The following is a 22,208-nucleotide window of genomic DNA, read 5'->3' as shown; positions in this document are numbered from 1 at the left end:
TACTAGGTTTCGCGCAGCGATTATTTTAGGCCGTAATGTTATAGACCACCACGGCGCACGAATCCATATATCTTGACCATTATGATTTTTCAAGGAAGTAGTACCTAACATGAAAGGACACCGAATGAACGCAAATTCATTAGATGCAGGATAACTACGATCATCCCGAAAATATAGCCGTAAATACCAATAACAGCCGCAAGTACTAATAAAAAGAATCGCACCATAATGACCATCCCCATGGTAGTGGGGCTTAGCAGGCTCATCATTCCTGACAAAGCAGCAACAATGACAACAGGCGCACTTACGAGCTTTGCTTCAACAACAGCTTGTCCTAAAACCAATGACCCAACAATATTTATCGCTTGACCAATATTGGTTGGCATCCTGGAACCTGCTTCTCGGATAACATCAAATACTAGAAGCATACCAATCAATGTAATGACGGTTGGAAAAGGCACACCCCGACGTGATTCAGCTATGCTAATGAGCAAAGGGGTTGGCAGCATTTCTTGATGGTAACAAGTTATTGCTAAGTAAATTGCTGATAAGCCCATTGCAACAAATACCCCAGTAGATCTTAATAATCTATTGAAGCTCGCAAAAATATAATTGCTATAGTAGTCTTCATTTGATTGATATCCTTCAATCATTAAGTATGGAACAGTCAATACAAATGGACTCCCATCCACTACAAGTGCGACCCTTCCTTCTAGTAATTTAGATGCAACAACATCTGGTCTTTCGCTATATCCTACTGTCTCAAATGGTGAGAATCGAGCTTCATCAATCAGTTCCTGAACATAGCCTGAATCAAGAATTGCATCAATTTTTATTTCATCTATACGTTTTTCCAATTCTTCCAAGATCTCATTTAAAGCCAATCCTTCAATATAACAAATACACGCCTTTGTATGTGTCCTTTCTCCAATTTCCTTAAATTTAAACTTTAAGTCTGGACTATTTATTTTTCTTCGGATTAAACTAAGGTTTACCATGATCGACTCTGTAAAACCCTCTCGTGGCCCTCGAACAACCTTGTCAGAATCTGGTTCTGTAATCGACCTTGTTGCCCATCCTTTAGTATCAATTAGAAGCGCAGTATCGTACCCCTCTAATAAGAAAAGAGTATCTCCGTAGATTATAGAACTAACAATACTACTAACCAAATTTGCACTTTTAACTTGCTTGGAGAAGATGATTTTATTCGCAAATTCTTCCAATAGATTATTTGGAGAGAGTTCATCTTTTAAATTATTTTCCATGATTGGCTGAATGATATTTTCGTTTAAAATTTCAGTATTGACCATTCCATCAAAATAGATTAGACAACATTTTGCTTCTTTTAAATACTTATTTTGAAACCTTCTTACCCTTAGCGTTTCATCTTTATTAAATATTTGAGTAAATATTTGAATATTACTATCAATGGATTTTACTAGAGAAATTACTTCTTTTTCCCCTTCATCCGTACAATGTTCCAGTGATTTCTTTTTAAACCTCATTACACTCACCATCCATTTGTGTTAAATGGTAGTATTTCACTAAATACCCAAGATTTATGCAGTTATACAAAAGGATTGTGAATAAATCATGCCCTACAAAAAAGAAAGGACAAATACTATTTGACACCAATAACAAAACTATAATTGTATAAACCTTTTGACGCCTTTCTCTCAATTGTTATTACATTAATCGGCATCCCTGTCTACTACTATCTAAACAAAAACCTAAAACAAAAAAATCCACTTTCAAAAGTGGATTAAACAAGTAAAAAAGGACAAAAAAGGTCAATCGACCGTTTTTGTCCTTTTTATTTGCATTTTCTTAACCTACGTTTAAGCCGAAGTCTGTTGCGATGCGTGCTAGTCCACCTTGGTAGCCAGAACCTACAGCTGAGAATTTCCACTCTCCATTGTGTCGGTATAATTCACCTACAATGATGGCAGTTTCAACGGAGAAATCCTCCCCTAAATCATAGCGAATGATTTCTTGGTTTGTATCTTCGTTTACGATTCGGCAGAATGCATTAGAAACCTGTCCAAAATTCTGACCGCGTGATTCTGCATCATGAATAGTAATAACAAACGAGATTTTCTCCACTTGAGAAGGAACAGCGCTAAGATTTACTTTTACTTGCTCATCATCCCCATCGCCTTCTCCCGTGCGGTTATCACCTGTATGTACCACGGAACCATTTCCGCCCTCTAGCTGGTTGTAAAACACAAAATCCTTTTCAGAAGTCACTTTTCCATTTGCTCCTAATAAGAATATACTTGCATCTAAATCGAAATCTTTCCCGCCGTCATACCGATTTGTATCCCAGCCAAGACCAACAACAACTTTCGTTAAACCAGGATTTGTTTTTGTTAAATCAACCTTTTGCCCTTTAGACAATGAAATAGCCATAAAAACACCCTTTCTAATCTTAATATTTTATATCACCTTCTATTATAAATAGAAAGTTCATAACAATCGAATCCTACCAAGAATTATTTACCTTGCGAACATAATTAAATCAGCAAAATTACAACACTTTCCTTAAGTTTACAAAAATAAGGAATATTTTTCTACCATTATTTACTCACTCTAATAAATTCAAAAGAGATCCTGTATAACTGGTTTTGAGGACTGAAAAATGGTTAAAATAAGAAAGTCAAATCTATTAACAAAAGTTTGTGCTATAATGAACTGTTAGCAAAACGGGGACACCGTTTATTTTAAGCAAGGAGCGATTTTCTTAATGATAAAAATTGAAATACCTAATCCTGATATAGTGATTACGAAAAAGAACCAAGTTGGAGAAAAAATTGAGGCGCCGCTAAGCAGCGTTTATGGTTTTACTGATTACAATAAGATCCCAAGAGACAAAGGCGGGATTATTTTATTTTCAAACGCAAATGACGAATTACTATTTGTAGGAAAAGCAAGGAAGTTGCGCCCTCGTGTAAAAAGACATTTTGAAGATACTGTTTCGCCGATCAAATTACATCGTGATGAAGTTTATCGGATTGCAGTATGTGTTGTGGAAGATCCGATGGAGAGAGAAATTTATGAAACCTTTATCATTAATACACTACATGCAAAATACAATATCGATAAAGTTTTTTATAAATAAGCTTCCTAATAGTGAAAAGAGCAGGTCGATACAAAAACCTGCTCTTTTCTTTTGCTTTGCTTGTTCAATTAACTAATGTCGCCATATTTCAGAATCATTTCCTTCTCAATATGACTTGCTCGAATTCCAAACCTCGGTTTGACTACTTCCACCTCTTCACCAAGTAAAACCTTGATGGCTTGATATGGCAAGTTAATCCCTGACAAGCAACTAATGTGCATTCCCCCGCTCATTCGCGGATTAATCTCCAACAGTTTCGGCTCACCAAAGTTGTTGTATTTTACCTGAATATTGAATACATATGGCAATTTAAACTCTTGGTGAAAATCGTGTGCTAATTTAATGAGTTCAGCCTGTTCCACAAGCTCCCTGACTCTTCCATCCCCCTTCATTCGAGGAATAGCAGCATACAATTCATCATGGGACGATAAACAATCAATACTATATTCTCTTCCCTCTAGAAATTCCAACACCATTAAGTCAGGGAATGTATCTTGCTGGCTCAAAATTTCGCAGGCATGGGCATAGGGAATACGGAAACCAATTCCATGATTGAAAAACTGGTCAATGGACACGATTTGGTCTATTATGACCCGAAATCCATTGGCACCTTCACCAATCACTGGTTTAAAACAAACCGTATGTCCTTTTTCCTTGAGTTTTTCATACGCCCTCTTAAAATCCTCAACATTATTGACGACATAATAGTCCGGAATCAAAAAGTTTGCTGCTCCGTTGGATAAAAGGCGATAGGTATCTGCTTTATTATCCATTGTCCCCATTAACTTTGCTTCAGGGCAAACTAGCACTTTAACACCTAAAGCCTCAAAGTCACTTAGTCTTTTTGAGATGAGGACATTTTCTTTCCTTGGGACAAAAATATCGATCCCATGCTTCTGACAAAACTCAAGACAAAAACCAATATATTCTTCACCAGATATATCTGGCTCGACAAAGGCGTAATCACAATTTTGTAAATAAAGGGCATCTTTGTTCGGATGTGTCCCATAAATGATAAAGTTCCGCTTATCTTCATTGAACCGGATCATATCAATATAATGGGAAACCGTTGTAAACCATCTGTTAAACCAAATCTTCATTTGAATCCTCTTTCTTTTTGTATTAAGACCTCTTTCATTATAGTCATTCATGCTTATTTTTATAAGCAAAATTTGACAAAAAAATCATGCCAAATTGGGATATGCCGAAAAAGTTTATCCGACAGGTTCTTTTTCGGCAATAAAAAAACGTTCTGCAAAAGCAGCAACGTTCACAATATCTCGATATATTTTAGATTTATCCGACCTTTTCTAATGTCTTCCTTTTATTTTCAATTGGTTTCATATTAATTAACAAAATGACAAAAGAACTAAGGCAGCCGATACATAGAATCACCCATAAAGGAACTAAATCCATTGCATCTTTGATTCCTGCTTGTTCCTGAACAATCGAACCATAAATCAATATTAGATTATAAACAAACCCCTTAACATTTAACATAACTGTTAGCACATATCCGATTGGCCGCCGCTGCCAAAGAAAATAGGCAGCAACGATACATAGTGGAACCACGAATGTTAAATCTAATGTGGCAACCAGGTTGTTTGAAGAATTTAAATTAATCATGATTTGTGGTGGATTACCTGTGGTAACAAAATTTATCCACTGAACAATCCATGCTCCCCCAAAGGTTATGGCTAATAGGATCATAAAAATGCTAATCCCTTTAACAGGTGTTTTCTTCTTAAATGACTTTTCAATATTGTTGTAATCTATTAAAACTAATCCGAAAACAATTGAATACATCGACAAAGTGAACAAGGCGGCATATATAAGAAAAAAAGAGTTTAATGCAGCACCAAAAAGATAATAAGAATAATTATATATAGTAAAATTAAGCATTCCTAACCAAACTAACTGCCCTCTTAGTGAACCATGAATCGATAGAAGCAATGCAGCAATCAAAAGTGGCAAGCCGACAGCGAGTAAAATAATATCATTGGCATACCATGCATTCAAAGCAAAGCTGTTGGTATCCTTATACAAGTCGTCAATAAAAAGTCCACCTAATGCGGCAATAAAAGTTAGCACAACAATAATAATGGTCATTATATAAGATGATTTCATCGTGGATTCCATCAAATATCACTCCTTATCTTCTATAGAAATAGAAGAGGCAGTAACCACTAAAAAAGACTTTTTATATGATTTAATTTGGACGCAAATTCCTTGATGGCCTCATAATCTATTGGATTGATCAATGGTTGCACCGCTCACCTTTTTTACAATTTGTTTTTCTAAAAAGTTCATTTCAGATAAGAGAAATTCTCCGCCAAATAACCCCATTGCCGTGGAATTTTTGCGTAATTCTTGTGGAAAGGCATGGTTAAATTGCTCAATGGCGGTCTTACCCTCATGCATGCAACAAAGGAAAAGGCCTACTTCTTTTTCTAAAAGAGTATTAAGGTTGTTTCTTATAAACTGTTTTATTTTTCGTTGAATATTCCCTGCATGAATCGAGCCGCCAATGATAACGGTATCAAAATTGGCAAGTACGAACTCTTCTTTCTCCCGCTTCAAATCCACCGCTAAAACTGCTCCTTCAAGACTTTCACTTAATAATCTTACTGCTTTTTCTGTAGTCCCATGAGACGAGCAATACACAATTAAACTTTTCATGTCAATTACCCCTCCTTCATATTACATTACTAAAACCAGCCACATTTACTATATATTTTGCTGGCTATGAAGATTCAATCTTATTATATAACTAATTTAAATTCTCTCCTGTGGTAATATTGGCAATATTATTACAATTCATCGAAGGTACAGCATGGTGTCAGGCACCACTTCTTAAATAAAGAAGAAGGCTCCATTTGAGCCTTCTTTATTGGTGGTTATGTAGTTTTAATGCCCCCTTAACTAGATAGACTCGTTCAGGACGACCCACCGTTCCGTAAGCTAAATCTGCTGCAATTTTTTCCTCAGACATGAGATGTTCAAGATACCTTCTGGCCGTTGTTCTGCTAACGCCTATTTCTTTGGCGACGAATTCTGCTGTTAACCCGAAATCGACTTTCGACAGGACATCCAAAACCTTTTCAAGTGTAAGCGGATCAATTCCCTTCGGCAAATAAGCTTTTTCGCTAAGGGAGAGATCTATTTCTTTTCGCAGTAACTTGTCCACCTGTTGTTGGGTGACATGGAGATTTTCATTCCTCAATTCTACTAACTTCGTGTGAAAATCCTGATACCGCAGCAATGATTGTTTGAATCTCTCGAAAATCACTGGTTTAATAATATAATCAAACACACCTATACTAATTGCCTCTTGAACCTTATGAATCTCTTTTGTGGCGGTAATCATGATTACATCCATTTGTTTATTTTGCTGCTTTGTTTCTTTAAGTAAATCAATTCCATTCATGTCTGGAAAATATACATCCAGCAAGAGAAGGTCTGGCTGTATTAAATCAATATAGGTCTTTGCTTCTTGATAACTTGCCGCAATTCCTACCGTTTGAAAACCAGCAATCTGTTCAATAAATCGTTTTTGAATTTCTGCAATTCGTAAATCATCCTCAACAATTAACACTTCTATATCCGGGCTCTGCTTCATTCAAACACCCCCTGCTTTTTGGTATCGCTACTGTGAAAATGGTCCCTTCCCCTTCATTCGAGGAAAAGGTTAAATATCCCCCTAAGCTCCTTATGGCTTCCTTAACAAGACTTAACCCAATCCCTGCATTACTTTGACGGTTTTTCGTTGAAAATCCATCTTGAAAAATTTGTTCACTTAGGCTCGTGTCAATGCCTTTGCCGTTATCTTCTATTTCGATAATCAATTCTTTTCCTAGGTCAGTTAAAAACAAAGAAACCTTTTTTTCTTCCTTATTATTTTCTCGTACAGCATCGAAGGCATTATTGACAAGGTTACCTATAATTGTGACTAACGTATCCCTACTGATTTCCGCTGGAACATCATTAAAGCTGCTCTCTCGGTCTATTGTAAAATTGATTTTTAACTCGCTCGATAAACTGACCTTACCTAAAATAAAACCGGCAATGATCGGGTCAGGAATTTCCTTCATTAAGAAGCTTATGAAACCTTGCGCGACATCCACTTCCCTTGAAATGAAATCAATCGCTTCTTTATAAGAACCAAGTTGAATCAAGCCAAGAAGTGTGTAAAGACGATTGGAATATTCATGTGTCTGTGCTCTTAGTCCTTCAGCATATGCTTTTACATGGGACAATTCCTGAATCAGATTGGAAAGCTCTGACTTGTTTCTGAAGCTAGCAACTGCTCCAATTACTTCTCCCTTTTTATTAAAAATGGGAATACGATTAACCAAAAATACCTCTCCAAAAATGGCAAATTCCCGATCATACTCCGCAAGTCCAGTTCGAACAACTTCATATAGATGCGTATTTTCAAGTACATCTTCAATTCTTTTTCCACGGAGAAGGACCTCTTTCGGAACATTGAGAAATTTATGTGCGGTTTCATTGACAACTGTTATTCGCCCATTCGTATCGACTGCGATAATTCCTTCATGGATGGATTCTAATATGGCATGTTTCTCCTGGTACATCCAAGCTATTTCTTTTGGTTCAAGTCCGAAAATCGCTCTCTTAATATTTAAGGAGATTAATAAGGCGGCTAGTAATCCTCCCAGTAAGATAATCATTGTCACCATAAAGATTTTTCTTCTAATCTTTGAAACTTCTTTATCAATATCCGTTTGAAGATATCCTACTGAAACCACTCCAATAACTTCGCCGCCATCACTAAATATGGGTGCTTTTCCTCTCAAGGAAGGACCAAGGGTTCCAATCGATTCTGAGATGACCGATTCTCCTCTAAAGACTCGTTCATTATCTCCACCAACCATTTTCTGTCCTAATCGGTTTGGGTCAGGATGAGAATAGCGAATCTCCTTTCGATTCCCGATAACAATAAATTCCGCTCCAACCTGTTTTCTAATTTTTTCTGCGATCGGTTGTATAATGGCAGCAGGATCGGTACTATAAAAGGCTTTTTGAATCTCTGGCATATTTGAGATGGACTGTGCCACCGATAAGGCCTTCGTCCCTTTTTCGTGCTTAAGATTGGATTCCATTATGTTTTTAAAAGTTATTTCAAAAACCCCGCCAATTAGGATGATTAATATAAAAATACCTAACATTAATTTCGTATGTAATCGCATACAAACACCTCTATCTCTATCATATAGAAAAAAACCCCTTAAAAAAAGGGGTTTTTCCAATAATCAGAACTTTAAAAAGATTATCCTTCTTCGTTTATAACGACATTTTTTCCTCTCATCTTCATTATGACCGGAATAACCAACCAAAGAACGGTCAAAATTAAGAAACTTAATGAGATAGGGCGTGTGAAAAACGGTCCAAAATCTCCATTTGAAATCGTTAAGGCTCTGCGCAGGTTATTCTCAAGCATTGGACCTAGTACAAGTCCTAACACCAATGGTGCAATTGGGTAATCATGTTTATTTAGAAAATAGCCAACTAAACCGCAACCTAGTAGAAGCAAAAGGTCATTAATCGAAACTTGAACCGCATAAACACCGAAAATAGAGATGGCAATAATGATTGGAATCAAATATTTCTTTGGTGTCTGAATGATTTTTGCAAATACCTTAACAAGCGGGAGGTTGAGTATTAACAGCATGATATTTCCAATAAACATACTAGCAATCAATCCCCACGCTACTTGGGGATGATCTTCGAATAATAACGGACCTGGCTGAACGTTATACATCATCAGTGCCCCCATCAGGATGGCGGTTGTGCCCGAGCCCGGAATTCCTAATGTTAATAAGGGTATCATTGCTCCGCCTGAGGCTGCATTGTTCGCCGATTCTGGTGCTGCAACACCCGCAATCGCCCCAGTACCAAATTTCGATGGGTCTTTAGAAATCTTCTTTTCTAATATGTAAGAAAAAAAGGAAGCGAGCGTCGCACCTGCTCCAGGTAGAATCCCGATAAAAAAGCCTAAGATGGAACCTCTGGCGATCGGTCCAGCCGATTCTTTCAACTCTTCTTTAGATGGCAGTAAATTATTAATCTTTGACATTTGTGTATCTTCTTCATCTTTTTCTAAGATTGTCTTAAACACCTCACCAAGTGCAAACAAACCTACGGCAATGGTCAAGAATTCAATCCCTTGGTATAACCAGGGAATATCAAAAGTAAAACGACCAATCCCAGAAACATTGTCAATTCCGATTGTAGCAAGGAGCAGCCCACTTACCGTCATAATTAAGGCTTTCGTAACGGACTTTCCTGCCAATCCGCTCACAGCGCCGAGTCCTAACAGCATCAGAGAGAAATATTCAGAAGGACCGAATTTAAGGGCTAGATTTGACAACGGTTTCGCCAAGGCAATTAGTGCGACCAACGTGACGATTCCTGCCACAAACGACCCAATCGCCGCAATTGACAAGGCACTCCCTGCTCGTCCTTTCTTTGCCATCTGATAACCGTCTAATGTGGTCACTACGGACGATGATTCGCCAGGAGTATTTAATAGAATAGAAGTGGTTGATCCACCATACATGGCTCCGTAGTAGACACCAGCAAGGAGAATGATGGCACTAGTTGCGGCTTGTTCAGGAGGAAGTCCTCCCGTAATGGAAGCGGTAACAGGAATAAGCAAAGCAACGCCGCTCATCGGACCAATCCCCGGTAACACCCCAACTGCTGTCCCAATCAAAACTCCAACAAATGCAAAAAGTAAATTATACCAAATAAGTGCCGCACCGAATCCGTGCATCAAATAATCAAGAGTATTCATAACATATCCCCCTTTCCTTCCAAGAAACGTGGTGCCTGACACCATAACTTAATTGACTAAAACCAAATTGGCCACCCTGGAAGCGTTCCTTTTAATATTTCGACAAATATGAAATAGACAAGTCCAGAAAAACATCCAGCGATTATTAGTGAGGTCAGCCATTTAGCACGTTCCATTGTCTGAAAGCATACAAAAAGAAATAAAAATGTTGTGATCACATAACCAACTGATTCCAGCGTCAAAATATAGATTAATGTGGCTGCCAATATGATTAAAAAAGGCTTATACTGCAATTTTTCTTTTTTCTTTTCCTGTGTTTTTCCATTAAAGGTTTCATAAAATAAGCGAATACTTAAGATCGTCAGCAATACCCCAAGAAAGAATGGAAAAATATCTGGACCGACTACACTTCCATAAGAAGAGCTTGCAATACTTCTGCTTCCGATAATAAATAGGACTCCTACAGCTAGAAACAATATAGCAGCGATGCGATCAAATTTAATGTCCATCCGCAATCCCCCCAATCCGTGCTATGTTTAAAATAAAAGGGAAGGAGAAAGTCGTTCCTTCCCTCTTGGGTTACTTCTACTTCTGCATTCCTAATGCTTCTAATAATTGTTGTACTTGTGATTCCTGATCATCTAAGAACTTTTTAAAATCTGCCCCATTTTTATACTCTAATTCCCAGCCTTGTGTCTCGACTTCTTTTTTCCATTCAGGTGATTGAACTAACTTATCAATGGTTCTTTCCCAATAAGCCTTTGCTTCATCGGACATTTTTTCTGGACCAAATACACCACGCCAAATCGTAAATTCTGCATCGACACCTTGTTCCTTCGCTGTAGGGACATCTTTAAAGTCACCTGATAAGCGTTCAGTGGATGTAATCGCAAGGACTCTTACTTTGCCTGCCTTAAGAAACTCTTTTACGCTAGAGGCATCCGTCCCAATGACATCTGCGTTTCCTCCAAGTAATGCGGTAATCGCTTCGCCACCGCCATCATAGGAAACATATTTAATTTTAGTTGGGTCAACCCCATATTTATAGGCTGGTAGAATGGAAACTAAATGGTCCATCGAACCTGGTGCCGAGCCACCAGCAAAAGTCAACTTACTAGGATCCTTCTTAACTTCTTCCAAAACCGATTTTAAATCTTTAAATTTGGAATCGGCTTTAACAACTATCGCTCCATAGTCTTTCGTAAGTTGTGCTAATGGTGTGGTATTCTTATAACCGTACGGACTGTTTCCTTCTTTCTTTAAATTGTTGATAATAATCGGCGGTGAATTGACAAACAGCATGTCATTATTTTCCACTTGCTGGGTTGCATATTCCGCCATAAAAACTGCTCCACCGCCGCCAGGCTTATTCTCAACTGTCATTGGCTGTTTTACAAGCTTTGTTTCACTTAACACTTTTGTAAACGAGCGGGCTGTTAAATCCCAGCCTCCACCTGCTCCAGACGGTGCTACCACGCTAATGGCCTTTGTTGGATAACCGGTGCCTTCCTCTTTTTTACTTGTACTCGCTGTTTCCTTACTGCTGCAAGCCCCCAAACTTAATGCCAATGCTCCTGCACACATTACTGCTGAAATTCTTTTGATAGAAAACATTTCATTTCCCCCTTTGTAAACGTTTTCTTAATTTTACAAAAATTTTGAGGTTTTCATAGATTATTCATTTAAACAGCATTAAAAACTTAACTGCCATTTTGTTCATAAAGTTCATAGGTTTAATTATTGTTATCAATACGTGAAAGAACTCCTGATTCAGTATCTCAGGAGTTCTCAGATTTTCGTTTATAATTTGGACCCAATATCTGCCCAAGTTAAGCTTAAAAAAATTATTGGAAGTTTTTCTTTAGGTAATTCCCTATTTCGCTTACAGCCTTTTTCGCTTCAGGTAAAGTATCACCACTAATTTGCCAGACATGCCACATCTTGTCCCAAACTTTAAAAGTGACATCAACACCTGCATGATGTGCTTGTGTGGCGAGCAATTCTGCATCACTTTGCAAGATTTCATGATTCCCTGCTTGGATGAATAATGGAGGAAGCCCTGTCAAGTCTGCAAAGACAGGTGATACGAGTGGATGGTTGAGGGAATTCTCATTCCCCGCATACATTAGTGCTGCATCCCTTACACCTTGTACACTTAAATATGGATCAACCTCCTTGTTTTTACGGTAACTTTCCCCGCTACTGGTTAAATCGACCCAAGGAGAAAGACAAACAATTGCCCCCGGCAGCGGTTCATTTTGATCCCTTAAGACCAAAGTGGCAGCAATGCTTAAGCCACCTCCTGCAGAATCTCCTGCCAAAATAATCTTGGAGGAATCATAACCTTGTCGCAATAGCCAGCGGTACACGGTAACAGCATCCTCGATGGCAGCTGGAAATGGATGTTCCGGTGCAAGGCGATACTCCGGAAATAACACCTTTACACCCGCCGCTTTCCCAATTCGAGCCGCTAGTGGGCGGTGGGTATTGGCAGAGCAAAATGCATAACCACCACCGTGTAAATAAAGGATCACCTTGTCAGCTAAAATGTTTTCGGAACTAAGCCACTCAGCGTACAAGCCTTCAATTTCAAGTTGCTCAACCTGGCAGTTTTTTGGGAGTTTCCCCAGCTTTCTTGCAGCCGTGTCGAGCATCTGCCGCTGTTCATCCATAGCTCGATCTGATATCCCCTTCTTTAGGGCTCTTTTTACCGAAATTTTAATTCCTTTTTCAAAAAAATAGCTTCGGATACTCGGCATCTTCTTACCTCCATTAATCCAGAATTTGCTAATATCATTATACTAGAAAACCCTTCTATTAAAACAATGCTTTTAACAATATTGTAAATATTCTGTAACCATTCTTCCATTTCCGCCTACCTGTAGTACAATTGTAGTAACTGGTAAATATTTTCGGATTTCGGAGGTTTTTCAATATATGAAACGACTGACTGACCATTTAATTATCATTTCATTTGATTGCCTTTCAGCCTTAGATTTTCCTAAGTTAAAAGAACTACCACACTTTCAATCCCTATTAAAAAATGGGACCTATGTAGAGAAAGTCGAATCCATTTACCCTTCCGTCACTTATCCTTGTCATGCAACGATTGTCACAGGTAATTATCCGAACCGCCACGGTGTAATTAATAACACACTTCTGCAGCCAGGCATGGTTTCTCCTGATTGGAACTGGTTCAGAGATTGTATTCGAGGAACAACCTTGTATGACGAAGTAAGAAAGGCAAATATGACAACAGCTGCTCTATTATGGCCAGTAACAGCCAAAGCAAAGATTGACTATAATATGCCCGAAATTTTTGCGAACCGCCCTTGGCATAATCAAATTCTAGTTTCACTGATGAGTGGAAGTCCACGCTTTCAGTGGGATCTTAATAAACGTTACGGGCATATCCGAAAAGGCCTTAGTCAACCGGAATTGGATGACTTCGTCTTGGAGTCAACCGTAGATACAATTAAAACCAAGAAGCCGAATTTATTGATGGTCCACTTTACGGATTTGGATACCCAGCGGCATTATCATGGTTTTTCTTCAGAAGAAGCACTCGCGGCTATCGACCGCCACAATAGCCGACTTGGAAGAATTATCGAGGCCTTAAAGGAAAGCGGAATCTATGAGAATTCCACTGTAGTTGCACTAGGTGATCATAGTGCATTAGATGAAAATAAAGCCATCAACCTAAATGTTCTCTTTCATGAGCAAAATCTTATAACCACTAATGGATTAGGAAAAATAATTAATTGGAAGGCATATTGTAAAAGTTGTGATGGCTCTGCATATATTTACATAAAAGACAAACAAGATTTCCCCACACAGGATAAAGTAAGACGATTGCTAGATTCCTTACATGAGGATCCTGGAAATGGGATTGAAAACGTTCTCTCAGGGGAACAAGCTGCTGAAAAAGGCGCAGATGGAACGTGTTCCTTTATGGTTGAAGCCCAAAGAGGGTATTTCTTTTTAGAAGACTTCGAAGGGGAGTTCATCAAAACGATCACGAAGGAGGACGTAAACGCGGATCATAAATACACCTTGGCTTGTCATGGCTATTCACCTGAGAAAGAAAATTATGGAACCATTTTTATGGCAGCTGGAAAAGGGATAAAATCAATCACCCTGCCTTCAATCCGTCTCATTGATGAAGGTCCAACATTTGCAAGGCTTCTAGGAGTAAATTTAGGCCAGACAGATGGAAGGACGATAGAAGAAATGTTGAAGAATGAAAAGGAGGAAAATCTATGAGTCGGATGTCAAAGCAAGAAAAGAGCTGGGCGTTCTATGATTGGGCAAACTCTGCTTATTCGATCCTAATCACAACGGCAATCTTTCCGCTTTATTTTAAAGCAGCAGCTACCGAGGCGGGACTTGAAGCTTCCACTTCCACTGCCTATTGGGGCTATGCTAATTCGTTTGCCACCCTGCTTATATCGATTTGTGCGCCTATTCTTGGAAGTATTGGGGATTTCAAGGGGTTTAAGAAACGATTTTTCACCTTTTTCTTTTCATTAGGAATTGTATTTACCTTGCTGCTTGCAGTCGTACCGAGTAATCAATGGCTATTTTTATTAATTTGTTACATGATTACCGTGATTGGTTTTGGCGGAACAAATATTTTCTATGATGCGTTTCTTGTTGATGTGACAACCGAAGAGAGAATGAATCAGATTTCCTCAAAGGGCTATGCATTGGGGTATATCGGTAGTACAATCCCTTTTATTATCAGCATTGCTCTGATTATATTATCGCAGCAAAACATCCTCCCATTATCTGTTTCGGTTGCAAGTAAAGCGGCTTTTGCAATTACCGCCTTATGGTGGGGCCTATTCACGATTCCGATGCTAAAAAATGTCAAACAAGTTTATTATAAGGAACCCGTGCCAAATCCCATTTCCAATGGCTTTAAACAGCTAGTTAAAACATTTAAGAAGATTAAATTATACCGTCCATTATTTCTGTTTTTAATTGCCTATTTCTTTTATATTGACGGAGTGAATACGATTATTACTATGTCTACAGCATACGGATCTGACCTAGGAATTACTTCCACTAACCTACTCATTATCTTGTTTGCGACACAAGTAGTTGCTGCACCATTCGCGATTTTATTTGGAAAGCTTGCCGATAAATATAAAGGCAAAACCATGCTGCTAGTTGGAATTTTTGTTTATATAATCATTTGTACCTATGCTTATTTCTTAAAAACGACGTTAGATTTTTGGATTTTGGCGATGCTCGTTGCCTCCTCCCAAGGTGGAATCCAGGCCCTAAGCCGCTCCTACTTTGCGAAACTAGTTCCAAAAGAAAACGCCAATGAGTTCTTTGGCTTTTATAGTATTTTTTATAAATTTGCAGCTATTTTAGGGCCATTCCTTGTCGGATTCACCGCACAGATAACCGGAAATACGAACAGCGGTGTGTTTAGCTTAGTTATTCTCTTTGCCATCGGAGGAATCATTCTCCTTCGCGTACCTGAAACAACTACTATCTCAAAATCAAATTCTATTTCTGAATAAAAATTTATTAGACCTCACCATGAGGTCTAGTTTTTTTGAAAATAATGGTGCCTGACACCAATAATCTTCAATGTCCCTATATAATATACAAACCGATTTTCTTGAAGATTCGTTTATTAATGTAAAGGGATCCAGAATTGACTAGGGGGACTGCCTTTTTTATGCAAAAATTGAGTGATACCGAATTAATGCTTTTAATTAAAGTAAAGCATCGTCCAGCTTTAGAAGAATTATATGACCGCTATATTAAGCTCGTATATTCCTTCGTTTTCAAATCAACAAAAGATGCAGACAAAGCTAGAGTAATTGTCCAAGCTGTTTTTACCCGCGTGTGGACGACAGAAACCGGTTATAACCCGGAAAAAGGACAATTCGTCAATTGGCTTTTAACGATCACTCGTAATATTACGATTGACCATCACCGCAAGGAAAAAAAGGACAACGCATTGATATCAATCGATCAGGAACAATTGGAGCAGATTCCGGAACATCAATCCTCCAATCCAGCGGAGATTTTATCAAGAAAGCTGGTGCGAGAACAAATCCAGAAAGCCTTTCAATTTCTATCAAAAAATCAAATCGAACTGATCCAGTGGCTTTATTGGGAAGGATACACCTTAAGTGAAATTGCCGAAATGAAAAAGGAACCTATCGGCACGATAAAAAGCCGGCTGCATCAGACACTGAAGGTTTTGCGAAAACACGTTGTCGTGGAAATGGGGGAATGAAAATATGAGTTTAAATATCAGCTGTCCATTTTCCAATGAATTAGTCTCTTACTTGATAGCTGAAACTACTAACGAAGAACGGATTAGGATGGAAAGGCACCTTTTGAATTGTTCGTCTTGTCAAAAAGACATACAAGATCTGCAGGAGGCGTGGACTATGCTCCCCTATGAATTAGACGACGTGGAGGTACCTGTTGATTTAAAGGATGAAGTGATGAACGCCATCTTCCCACCTGAAAACACTTCCCAGACTGTGATTGTAAGGAATAATCAAAAAGAAACAAAAATGAAATTAGTCCGAATTCGCTCCTCTCTTTATGGATTGGCTGCCGCCGCTCTCCTCTTTTGCTTTGGAGGAGTCATTTGGAACAATATAAATCTCCGAGATCAAGTAACAGAATTAACGGAACAAACGAAAACTCCAGCCGAGTTTATCCAGGTATACGCGTTAAAGACAGCAAATCCTGCAGGAGATTCTGCTCAAGGGCAGGCATTAATTTACAAGCAAGGAGATAAAAAACAGCTTGTTTTTCAGGTCCAAGGACTGGCGAATACCAAGGGCTCTGAGGCTTATCAGGTGTGGCTAATTGATGATGGAAACAGAAAAAGTGCCGGGACCTTCCATGTGGATAAAGAGGGCAATGGCTACCTGACCTACCAGTTGAACAAGGAAATATCTTTTGATGCGATAGGAATTTCACTCGAACCAGATGCCAATGGAACCCAACCACGTGGCAAAAAGGTTTTAGGAACATAAATGAAGAAAGCCCATGAATCTCTTACTGAGAATCATGGACTTTTTATTTAAGTATTAGTTGCTTGTTGCTTATTTATTAATACTTTCCATTGGTGATGTAATAAACCAACCTACAGGTGCAGCTCCGACCGGATGGGTTAACGTTCTTCCATCGATCACAGATTGTGCATTGTTATTTGCAATCGTCCCATCAATTTTGAAATTGTAGTAAATACTTCCCTTGTTAATATCCTTATCTTTAAAGCTGAACGTGAGTTGTTTATTATTAAATTTATCTATTATCTGACCGGTCTCTAAATCTATGACTCTAAACGCGAAATTCATGATCACGGTTTCTCCAGCAGGAGCCACCTTTTGGAATTTACTATTATCCCCTTCAAGCACTTGAAACGTGACGTCGTGGGTAAAAGCTCCTTCGGGGATTTGAATTTTAATTCCACTATGACTCAGTTTAGCTGATTCCCCTGCCTCGATCTTCCTTTCTGCAACCACTTTAGAAAATCCCAGTTGTGTAAAATCTGTTGCTGCGAATGCAACTGCACCAAACAAAAACATTGACATAATTGACATCCCAAGTAATACTTTTAAACGCTTTTTCATTTACATGCAACTCCTTCATTCTTATTGGTTCTTCGTTAAAGGTAACGAGGATAAATCCCAATCGGTTTGAAGGAAATTCATATTTTGACTATTTTTTCTTTCTACTTTTTATAAAGTGAACGATTGTACCACCAATAATGGAACCAATCGCAACGGATCCAAACATCATAAAATAGATTCTCTCAGCTAGATCAGCCATTCCCTCACCTGGATAAAGTACCGCCTTCGCACCCATTAGGAATGCTGCTGCTAAAAAGAATACCGCTGGGATCCAGTTCACCCATCGAGAATCTATTTTCATTAATATGAATGGTATGACCATCCCAATAAGAACCAACCCACCGAAAAACATGTGCACCCACCCTTCCTTGTAAATATTATATTCACCTCTGGAATGGGACGTTCATTAAAGATGGTGTATCCCAAATTAAAAAAGCCGGAAAGTTTACTAATATTAGTACCTTTCCAGCAAGGGATTGCTTAGATTAACCTATTTCATATTAATGAAAGTTGGGACATTGACAATTCTCAAATTTTTACAATGTCCTAAAACTACCTAACTGTTACCGTCACATTTGTTAACTTTCCACCAGAAGTAGAGACTAGAGTGAGATTTCCCCCTTGAACTATGGACTTGGCTGAATTAATAGTAGTGAAAGTAAAAGCCCCTCTGTTATTTACATTCACACTTGTGAGCAAGTTTGCTGGACTGCATCACCAATATAAATGGAAACTTTTATACCTGGCCCAAATATATCTGACATACCATTAATAGTCCATCTTTTACCAATTTTTCTATATTAAGCTGTGTTGACGGTAAGCTTATCTGTTGGGAAAAATCCTTTGAATTTTTATTTATAATAATATGTTTATCAGAATATTTCAAATGTATTATTCGAGTTTCTTTCAATCTTTCTTCTTAAATAGACCTAATCTCCTATAAAAGAAAAAGAACGTACCTGGGTACATTCTCCGTCGAAAAATATTATTTTTTGATTGTCCTTAAACACCAATAGACTAGATTATTTTTTCATTAATTTTTGGATGGTGACGAGAACTTCATCCAAGACTTCAAAATCACCTTCTTGAATTCTTTCGACAACACAGCTTTTCAAATGACCTTCAAGCAGGATTTTGGCTACGCTATTTAAGGCGGATTGTGTGGCCGATATCTGGTTTATGACATCATCACAATACGTATCTTTCTCAATTAAGCCCTTAATGCCTCGAATTTGCCCTTCAATTCGATTAAGTCTCGTAACAAGATTATTTTTCACTTTATCCGGATGATGACTCTTACGATCGCTTCCTTCATCTGAGCAGCAGGTATTTTCAAAAAGTTCATCTACCTTCCCTACTTCATTAGACATTGGTCCGCCTCCTTTTTGGGAATATTATATCATACCTCAGGAAAGTGACGGGAACGGTTGCTACAAAAGATTTATGAAAGACATTTAACCTGTACTGTTTCAAGATTTTGTCCTTCAGAGGCTTCTTGAAAGACATTTCTCCTATACTCTTACCAGGTTTTGTCCTTCATATCCTTAATATGCATTGAAAATGTTTTGAAAAAGAAATTATATTTCTAAAATATCTATCCATGACATCTTTTACCCTTATCATCCATAATCACTAAATGTGTTCATAGATAGTATGATTACTATAGCTGGTGACCTAAAATATTGCATTAAATCCTTTCGTGACAATACGAGTAATGATTCCAAGCTTCCATATGGACCACGACGATTTTTGATGAAGGACTAACCTTACTTACCTTTTCAATGTCACTACATCCCATCGTAATCTGATTCAAATGGGTTGGATTAATTGACAGCCCTTGCATGCCAATGCAATACTTGAACTACATTTCATGTTTATGGAATATTCCCTCAATAAAGGAGCAATCGATGAACCCACGCTACTTGATAAATTTCATGACCATCATAATTGTATATTCTGCCATAACATTTTATATCGGTTGGAACGGCTGGGTTTGGCTGCATTCAGTATTTAATTTGCAGGATAAATGGATTTACGGTTTAGTCGTTAGTCTCATTTCCTATTCATACATCATCGGACATTTCATAAAAAAAGTGCCTCTATTTAAAATGATCGGCTCTTATTGGTTTGGATTATTCCAATATGCCATCCTTTTCTTGCCTCTTTCCAATCTTGTTGCCTTTGTTCTCATTTTTGCTGATCTTTCCACAACATCAGTCATCAATTGGGTAGGAGGAGCGGTGTTAATATCTTTTGTTATTCTATTTATCTTCGGAACGTTTAATGCATATAGCCCTGTCGTTCGGACTTTTTCACTTGTCATTCCAAAACAGGTGGGCAATCTAACTGAGCTTCGAATTGCCATGGCCTCTGATATGCATTTTGGCAGACTTTCAGGCATCCGACATATTCGCCGTCTTGTCCGCAATGTAAACGCTCTAAAGCCGGATATCATTTTACTGCCAGGCGATATCATTGACGACGATCCCGAGCCATTTACTCAAAAGAAAATGGGTGATGTAATGAAGGAGTTATCGGCCCCCTTAGGTGTCTATGGAGTTCTAGGAAATCATGAATATTATGGCGGTGGGATTCCAAAGTTTTTGCAGGAAATGGAACGAATCGGGATAACTATCCTATTGGATCAAGTACTCAAAATAGCTGACAGCTTTTATCTTGCAGGTCGAAAAGACAAAACTGATCGAAATCGGCTACCGATTGAAGCTATTCTAACTGATATTGATCCATCCCTGCCAATTATTATGATGGATCATCAGCCAGCTGAAATAACCCATGCGCAAGAAAATCGTGTCGACTTACTTTTATCAGGCCATACACACAGAGGTCAAATGGCACCGAATCATCTGATTACAAAAAGGATATTTGAAAATGATTGGGGCTATCTTCAGAAAAGTCAGCTTCATTCCATTGTTTCATCCGGTTATGGTTTTTGGGGTCCTCCACTTCGGATTGGCAGTCGTTCTGAAATCATACAAATACATCTTACCTTTAAAAAGGGAATAGCGTAAAATACTCACCAATCATTTGCATCCCACATAAGAATAGAAGAAAAATTATTTTTGCGTTCACAAAATGTAAATTTTTTTAACTTTTCTGATAATTTATTCTGGCTTTATTTCCTTATCTTCATATATAATATTTTCATAACTATTTCGAAGGGTGTTGGTTAATTTGGCAAACAAAGCTGAAGCGAAAAAAATCTCTGTTAATTCGACAATTTCATTAAAAGGAATTGTAAAAGCCATTTTCAACGATACCGTTCATGTGCAAATTGGCGGGAAAATCATAACGCTCCCAGCATCTGAACTCCTGCTTGAAAAACCACTTCAATAGTTTAGTCTTACAAAGGTTATTATAATGGAACAATAGGAGTATATTCTTTCCAAAGACAGCCCTTCCCTTTAAAATGAAGGGCTGTCTCAGTTGCAAGACTATCATTGCCAATCATTAATAATCGTTTCTTGTATGCTGCGAATGACATCTCCCCTGCTAATTACACCAACCACATGATTAGACTCATCAACAACAGGTAGTTTTTTAAAGTGATGCTTAGACAATAGAGAGACAACTTTTTTCATTTCATCTTCAGGATGGACGGTTACGATTCCGTGGGTTTTTGCAATCCGAATGACTTCCCTGTCAGCTAATTCTCTCAAGCGATTCTCCATGTTTTCTTTTGCAACATATGTGATAAGAGAAAAATAATCATGAATCCGACGATCGACTGGACTGATTGCCCGTAAAATGTCACCATCTGTTACAAATCCACGTAGCACACCATTCTCATCGATAATCGGTAAACCGCCAATTTTTTTCCCAACAAACAATGTCATTACATCTTTAATGGAAGCACTTGGACTAGCTGATATAACATCTTTAACCATAAAATCCTTTACCTGAACATTTATCATATCGACACCACTCTCATTGATTGAATTTTCGATTATTCGTTTCATCCGTATTTTGCAATTGCTGTAACACATCTGGTGGAAAAACCATCCGGCAAATTACTTTCGAAATTTCTAGAAAATCCGCTCTTTTCCCAGTTTGTCCTTCTTTCCCATGACCATTTTCCACTAAGACTAAAATTGCCCACGCGACAGTTTCTAAATCGAGATCCTCCCAGGTTAATCCTTTTTCTTCCGCTTGTTTCAGCCCTAACAAAATTCTCGAATGAATTTTCCTTCGTGCGCTACCCAAAAATTCAGCAAGACCAGGATCTTTCATCACTAACTCAGGCAACACACGCTGTATCCCTAACTCATTAAGGCGTTTATTATGGGCTTCTAAAAGTGATGCTAATAATGTTACTGGATCACGGGAAATCCAACTAGGTTCAGGTGGGAGAAGCTTGTCTAATTTGTCTTCTAATAATGACATTAAAAGTTGGCGTTTATCTGAAAAATAACGATAAAAGGTACCGGTAGCAACACCTGCATGGGCAGCAATTTCCTTAGCAGTAGTTTGCTCGTACCCCTTCGAAATAAACAAAATTTGTCCACTTTCGAGCAGTGCATTTCTTTTTTGTTGGGCCCGTTCCTGTTTTGGGAGAAAAGGGAATTCACCAATTAATAGGTCATCACTGTCTGGCATTTTATCACCTCAAATATATCATACCACGATTTTAAAATTT

At 38.1% G+C, this 22,208-nt stretch carries 23 protein-coding genes; 7 read left to right on the top strand and 16 right to left on the bottom strand.

The genetic code is table 11. The features are described 5' to 3' along the window. Nucleotides 1-104: 104 nt before the first annotated feature. Together J7E66_RS16805 and J7E66_RS16800 are read right to left on the bottom strand one after the other, a co-directional pair. The gene (locus J7E66_RS16805) at nt 105-1,505 is read right to left on the bottom strand and encodes a spore germination protein (protein WP_215001913.1); all 1,401 of its coding nucleotides are present in this window, start codon (nt 1,503-1,505) and stop codon (nt 105-107) included. A 322-nt stretch (nt 1,506-1,827) separates the two neighbouring features. Continuing rightward, the gene (locus J7E66_RS16800; protein WP_215001911.1) at nt 1,828-2,409 is read right to left on the bottom strand and encodes a TerD family protein; all 582 of its coding nucleotides are present in this window, start codon (nt 2,407-2,409) and stop codon (nt 1,828-1,830) included. A gap of 334 nt (nt 2,410-2,743) precedes the next feature. Between J7E66_RS16800 and J7E66_RS16795 the strand changes: the two genes are divergently transcribed. Then, complete coding sequence (locus J7E66_RS16795; protein ID WP_088086990.1) at nt 2,744-3,118, top strand: nucleotide excision repair endonuclease; 375 nt, start codon at nt 2,744-2,746, stop codon at nt 3,116-3,118. 68 nt (nt 3,119-3,186) lie between these two features. Here the strand turns inward: J7E66_RS16795 and J7E66_RS16790 are convergent, their stop codons facing one another. The 9 genes from J7E66_RS16790 to J7E66_RS16750 all read right to left on the bottom strand — a co-directional run bounded on the left by J7E66_RS16790 (nt 3,187) and on the right by J7E66_RS16750 (nt 12,694). Further along, the gene (locus J7E66_RS16790) at nt 3,187-4,218 is read right to left on the bottom strand and encodes an ATP-grasp domain-containing protein (RefSeq protein WP_215001909.1); all 1,032 of its coding nucleotides are present in this window, start codon (nt 4,216-4,218) and stop codon (nt 3,187-3,189) included. A gap of 196 nt (nt 4,219-4,414) precedes the next feature. Then, the gene (locus J7E66_RS16785) at nt 4,415-5,257 is read right to left on the bottom strand and encodes a hypothetical protein (RefSeq protein ID WP_215001907.1); all 843 of its coding nucleotides are present in this window, start codon (nt 5,255-5,257) and stop codon (nt 4,415-4,417) included. A 99-nt stretch (nt 5,258-5,356) separates the two neighbouring features. Continuing rightward, nucleotides 5,357-5,797: a flavodoxin domain-containing protein gene (locus J7E66_RS16780; protein WP_251032961.1), complete on the bottom strand. Its 441-nt coding sequence runs from the start codon at nt 5,795-5,797 to the stop codon at nt 5,357-5,359. A 208-nt stretch (nt 5,798-6,005) separates the two neighbouring features. After that, a complete protein-coding gene (locus tag J7E66_RS16775; RefSeq protein WP_215001905.1) occupies nt 6,006-6,737 on the bottom strand; it encodes a response regulator in 732 nt (243 codons plus the stop codon). After that, complete coding sequence (locus tag J7E66_RS16770) at nt 6,700-8,328, bottom strand: ATP-binding protein (RefSeq protein WP_215001903.1); 1,629 nt, start codon at nt 8,326-8,328, stop codon at nt 6,700-6,702. Before J7E66_RS16770 ends, J7E66_RS16775 begins: the two co-directional genes overlap by 38 nt. Nucleotides 8,329-8,408: 80 nt before the next feature. Beyond that, entirely contained in the window at nt 8,409-9,935 is a 1,527-nt protein-coding gene (locus tag J7E66_RS16765; RefSeq protein ID WP_215001901.1) for a tripartite tricarboxylate transporter permease, read from the bottom strand. Nucleotides 9,936-9,991: 56 nt separating this feature from the next. Then, nucleotides 9,992-10,444 carry a tripartite tricarboxylate transporter TctB family protein gene (locus tag J7E66_RS16760; protein ID WP_215001899.1) on the bottom strand — a complete coding sequence of 151 codons (453 nt, stop codon included), beginning with the start codon at nt 10,442-10,444 and terminating at the stop codon, nt 9,992-9,994. A 76-nt stretch (nt 10,445-10,520) separates the two neighbouring features. Next, nucleotides 10,521-11,549, bottom strand: coding sequence for a Bug family tripartite tricarboxylate transporter substrate binding protein (locus J7E66_RS16755; protein ID WP_215001897.1), 1,029 nt, complete (start codon nt 11,547-11,549; stop codon nt 10,521-10,523). 230 nt (nt 11,550-11,779) lie between these two features. Further along, a complete protein-coding gene (locus tag J7E66_RS16750) occupies nt 11,780-12,694 on the bottom strand; it encodes an alpha/beta hydrolase (RefSeq protein WP_215001895.1) in 915 nt (304 codons plus the stop codon). 178 nt (nt 12,695-12,872) lie between these two features. Between J7E66_RS16750 and J7E66_RS16745 the strand changes: the two genes are divergently transcribed. The 4 genes from J7E66_RS16745 to J7E66_RS16730 all read left to right on the top strand — a co-directional run bounded on the left by J7E66_RS16745 (nt 12,873) and on the right by J7E66_RS16730 (nt 16,954). Further along, nucleotides 12,873-14,198 carry an alkaline phosphatase family protein gene (locus J7E66_RS16745; RefSeq protein ID WP_215001893.1) on the top strand — a complete coding sequence of 442 codons (1,326 nt, stop codon included), beginning with the start codon at nt 12,873-12,875 and terminating at the stop codon, nt 14,196-14,198. Continuing rightward, on the top strand, nt 14,195-15,469 hold the full coding sequence (locus tag J7E66_RS16740; RefSeq protein WP_215001891.1) for an MFS transporter: 1,275 nt from the start codon (nt 14,195-14,197) through the stop codon (nt 15,467-15,469). The genes J7E66_RS16745 and J7E66_RS16740 overlap by 4 nt, the downstream gene beginning before the upstream one ends. Before the next feature lie 161 nt (nt 15,470-15,630). Further along, nucleotides 15,631-16,197, top strand: a complete 567-nt coding sequence (locus tag J7E66_RS16735) for an RNA polymerase sigma factor (protein WP_215001889.1) — start codon at nt 15,631-15,633, stop codon at nt 16,195-16,197. Between the two features lie 4 nt (nt 16,198-16,201). Further along, nucleotides 16,202-16,954 (top strand): anti-sigma factor, encoded by a 753-nt coding sequence (locus J7E66_RS16730; RefSeq protein ID WP_215001887.1) that lies wholly within the window; start codon nt 16,202-16,204, stop codon nt 16,952-16,954. Between the two features lie 69 nt (nt 16,955-17,023). Here J7E66_RS16730 and J7E66_RS16725 read toward each other — a convergent pair whose 3' ends face one another. From J7E66_RS16725 to J7E66_RS16715, 3 genes are all read right to left on the bottom strand, one after another. Further along, complete coding sequence (locus J7E66_RS16725) at nt 17,024-17,554, bottom strand: hypothetical protein (protein ID WP_215001886.1); 531 nt, start codon at nt 17,552-17,554, stop codon at nt 17,024-17,026. Nucleotides 17,555-17,642: 88 nt separating this feature from the next. Next, on the bottom strand, nt 17,643-17,906 hold the full coding sequence (locus tag J7E66_RS16720; RefSeq protein ID WP_215001884.1) for a hypothetical protein: 264 nt from the start codon (nt 17,904-17,906) through the stop codon (nt 17,643-17,645). A gap of 670 nt (nt 17,907-18,576) precedes the next feature. Next, nucleotides 18,577-18,924 carry a metal-sensitive transcriptional regulator gene (locus J7E66_RS16715; RefSeq protein ID WP_246869470.1) on the bottom strand — a complete coding sequence of 116 codons (348 nt, stop codon included), beginning with the start codon at nt 18,922-18,924 and terminating at the stop codon, nt 18,577-18,579. A 537-nt stretch (nt 18,925-19,461) separates the two neighbouring features. Between J7E66_RS16715 and J7E66_RS16710 the strand changes: the two genes are divergently transcribed. Both J7E66_RS16710 and J7E66_RS16705 read left to right on the top strand, forming a co-directional pair. Next, complete coding sequence (locus J7E66_RS16710; RefSeq protein WP_215001882.1) at nt 19,462-20,583, top strand: metallophosphoesterase; 1,122 nt, start codon at nt 19,462-19,464, stop codon at nt 20,581-20,583. A gap of 163 nt (nt 20,584-20,746) precedes the next feature. Beyond that, entirely contained in the window at nt 20,747-20,908 is a 162-nt protein-coding gene (locus J7E66_RS16705; RefSeq protein WP_215001880.1) for a hypothetical protein, read from the top strand. A 101-nt stretch (nt 20,909-21,009) separates the two neighbouring features. On the opposite strand, the gene J7E66_RS16700 is transcribed toward J7E66_RS16705, so the two are convergent. Both J7E66_RS16700 and J7E66_RS16695 read right to left on the bottom strand, forming a co-directional pair. Then, nucleotides 21,010-21,486, bottom strand: coding sequence for a CBS domain-containing protein (locus J7E66_RS16700; protein WP_215001878.1), 477 nt, complete (start codon nt 21,484-21,486; stop codon nt 21,010-21,012). A gap of 13 nt (nt 21,487-21,499) precedes the next feature. After that, complete coding sequence (locus tag J7E66_RS16695; protein ID WP_215001876.1) at nt 21,500-22,168, bottom strand: TetR/AcrR family transcriptional regulator; 669 nt, start codon at nt 22,166-22,168, stop codon at nt 21,500-21,502. Between the last annotated feature and the right edge of the window lie 40 nt (nt 22,169-22,208).

The organism is Bacillus sp. ISL-7, assembly GCF_018613065.1.
The sequence above is the reverse complement of the archived record's forward strand: the minus strand, read 5'-3'. Positions and strand labels throughout refer to the sequence as shown.

Excerpts from the sequence above, each read along its gene's own strand:
- J7E66_RS16720 (WP_215001884.1), bottom strand. The coding sequence starts at position 17,906 with ATGTTTTTCGGTGGGTTGGTTCTTATTGGGATGGTCATACCATTCATA.
- J7E66_RS16780 (WP_251032961.1), bottom strand. The coding sequence starts at position 5,797 with ATGAAAAGTTTAATTGTGTATTGCTCGTCTCATGGGACTACAGAAAAA.
- J7E66_RS16745 (WP_215001893.1), top strand. The coding sequence starts at position 12,873 with ATGAAACGACTGACTGACCATTTAATTATCATTTCATTTGATTGCCTT.
- J7E66_RS16785 (WP_215001907.1), bottom strand. The coding sequence starts at position 5,257 with ATGGAATCCACGATGAAATCATCTTATATAATGACCATTATTATTGTT.
- J7E66_RS16795 (WP_088086990.1), top strand. The coding sequence starts at position 2,744 with ATGATAAAAATTGAAATACCTAATCCTGATATAGTGATTACGAAAAAG.
- J7E66_RS16710 (WP_215001882.1), top strand. The coding sequence starts at position 19,462 with ATGAACCCACGCTACTTGATAAATTTCATGACCATCATAATTGTATAT.
- J7E66_RS16770 (WP_215001903.1), bottom strand. The coding sequence starts at position 8,328 with ATGCGATTACATACGAAATTAATGTTAGGTATTTTTATATTAATCATC.
- J7E66_RS16760 (WP_215001899.1), bottom strand. The coding sequence starts at position 10,444 with ATGGACATTAAATTTGATCGCATCGCTGCTATATTGTTTCTAGCTGTA.
- J7E66_RS16800 (WP_215001911.1), bottom strand. The coding sequence starts at position 2,409 with ATGGCTATTTCATTGTCTAAAGGGCAAAAGGTTGATTTAACAAAAACA.
- J7E66_RS16730 (WP_215001887.1), top strand. The coding sequence starts at position 16,202 with ATGAGTTTAAATATCAGCTGTCCATTTTCCAATGAATTAGTCTCTTAC.
- J7E66_RS16750 (WP_215001895.1), bottom strand. The coding sequence starts at position 12,694 with ATGCCGAGTATCCGAAGCTATTTTTTTGAAAAAGGAATTAAAATTTCG.
- J7E66_RS16805 (WP_215001913.1), bottom strand. The coding sequence starts at position 1,505 with ATGAGGTTTAAAAAGAAATCACTGGAACATTGTACGGATGAAGGGGAA.
- J7E66_RS16740 (WP_215001891.1), top strand. The coding sequence starts at position 14,195 with ATGAGTCGGATGTCAAAGCAAGAAAAGAGCTGGGCGTTCTATGATTGG.
- J7E66_RS16700 (WP_215001878.1), bottom strand. The coding sequence starts at position 21,486 with ATGATAAATGTTCAGGTAAAGGATTTTATGGTTAAAGATGTTATATCA.
- J7E66_RS16715 (WP_246869470.1), bottom strand. The coding sequence starts at position 18,924 with ATGTCTAATGAAGTAGGGAAGGTAGATGAACTTTTTGAAAATACCTGC.
- J7E66_RS16725 (WP_215001886.1), bottom strand. The coding sequence starts at position 17,554 with ATGAAAAAGCGTTTAAAAGTATTACTTGGGATGTCAATTATGTCAATG.
- J7E66_RS16695 (WP_215001876.1), bottom strand. The coding sequence starts at position 22,168 with ATGCCAGACAGTGATGACCTATTAATTGGTGAATTCCCTTTTCTCCCA.
- J7E66_RS16790 (WP_215001909.1), bottom strand. The coding sequence starts at position 4,218 with ATGAAGATTTGGTTTAACAGATGGTTTACAACGGTTTCCCATTATATT.
- J7E66_RS16735 (WP_215001889.1), top strand. The coding sequence starts at position 15,631 with ATGCAAAAATTGAGTGATACCGAATTAATGCTTTTAATTAAAGTAAAG.
- J7E66_RS16775 (WP_215001905.1), bottom strand. The coding sequence starts at position 6,737 with ATGAAGCAGAGCCCGGATATAGAAGTGTTAATTGTTGAGGATGATTTA.
- J7E66_RS16755 (WP_215001897.1), bottom strand. The coding sequence starts at position 11,549 with ATGTTTTCTATCAAAAGAATTTCAGCAGTAATGTGTGCAGGAGCATTG.
- J7E66_RS16765 (WP_215001901.1), bottom strand. The coding sequence starts at position 9,935 with ATGAATACTCTTGATTATTTGATGCACGGATTCGGTGCGGCACTTATT.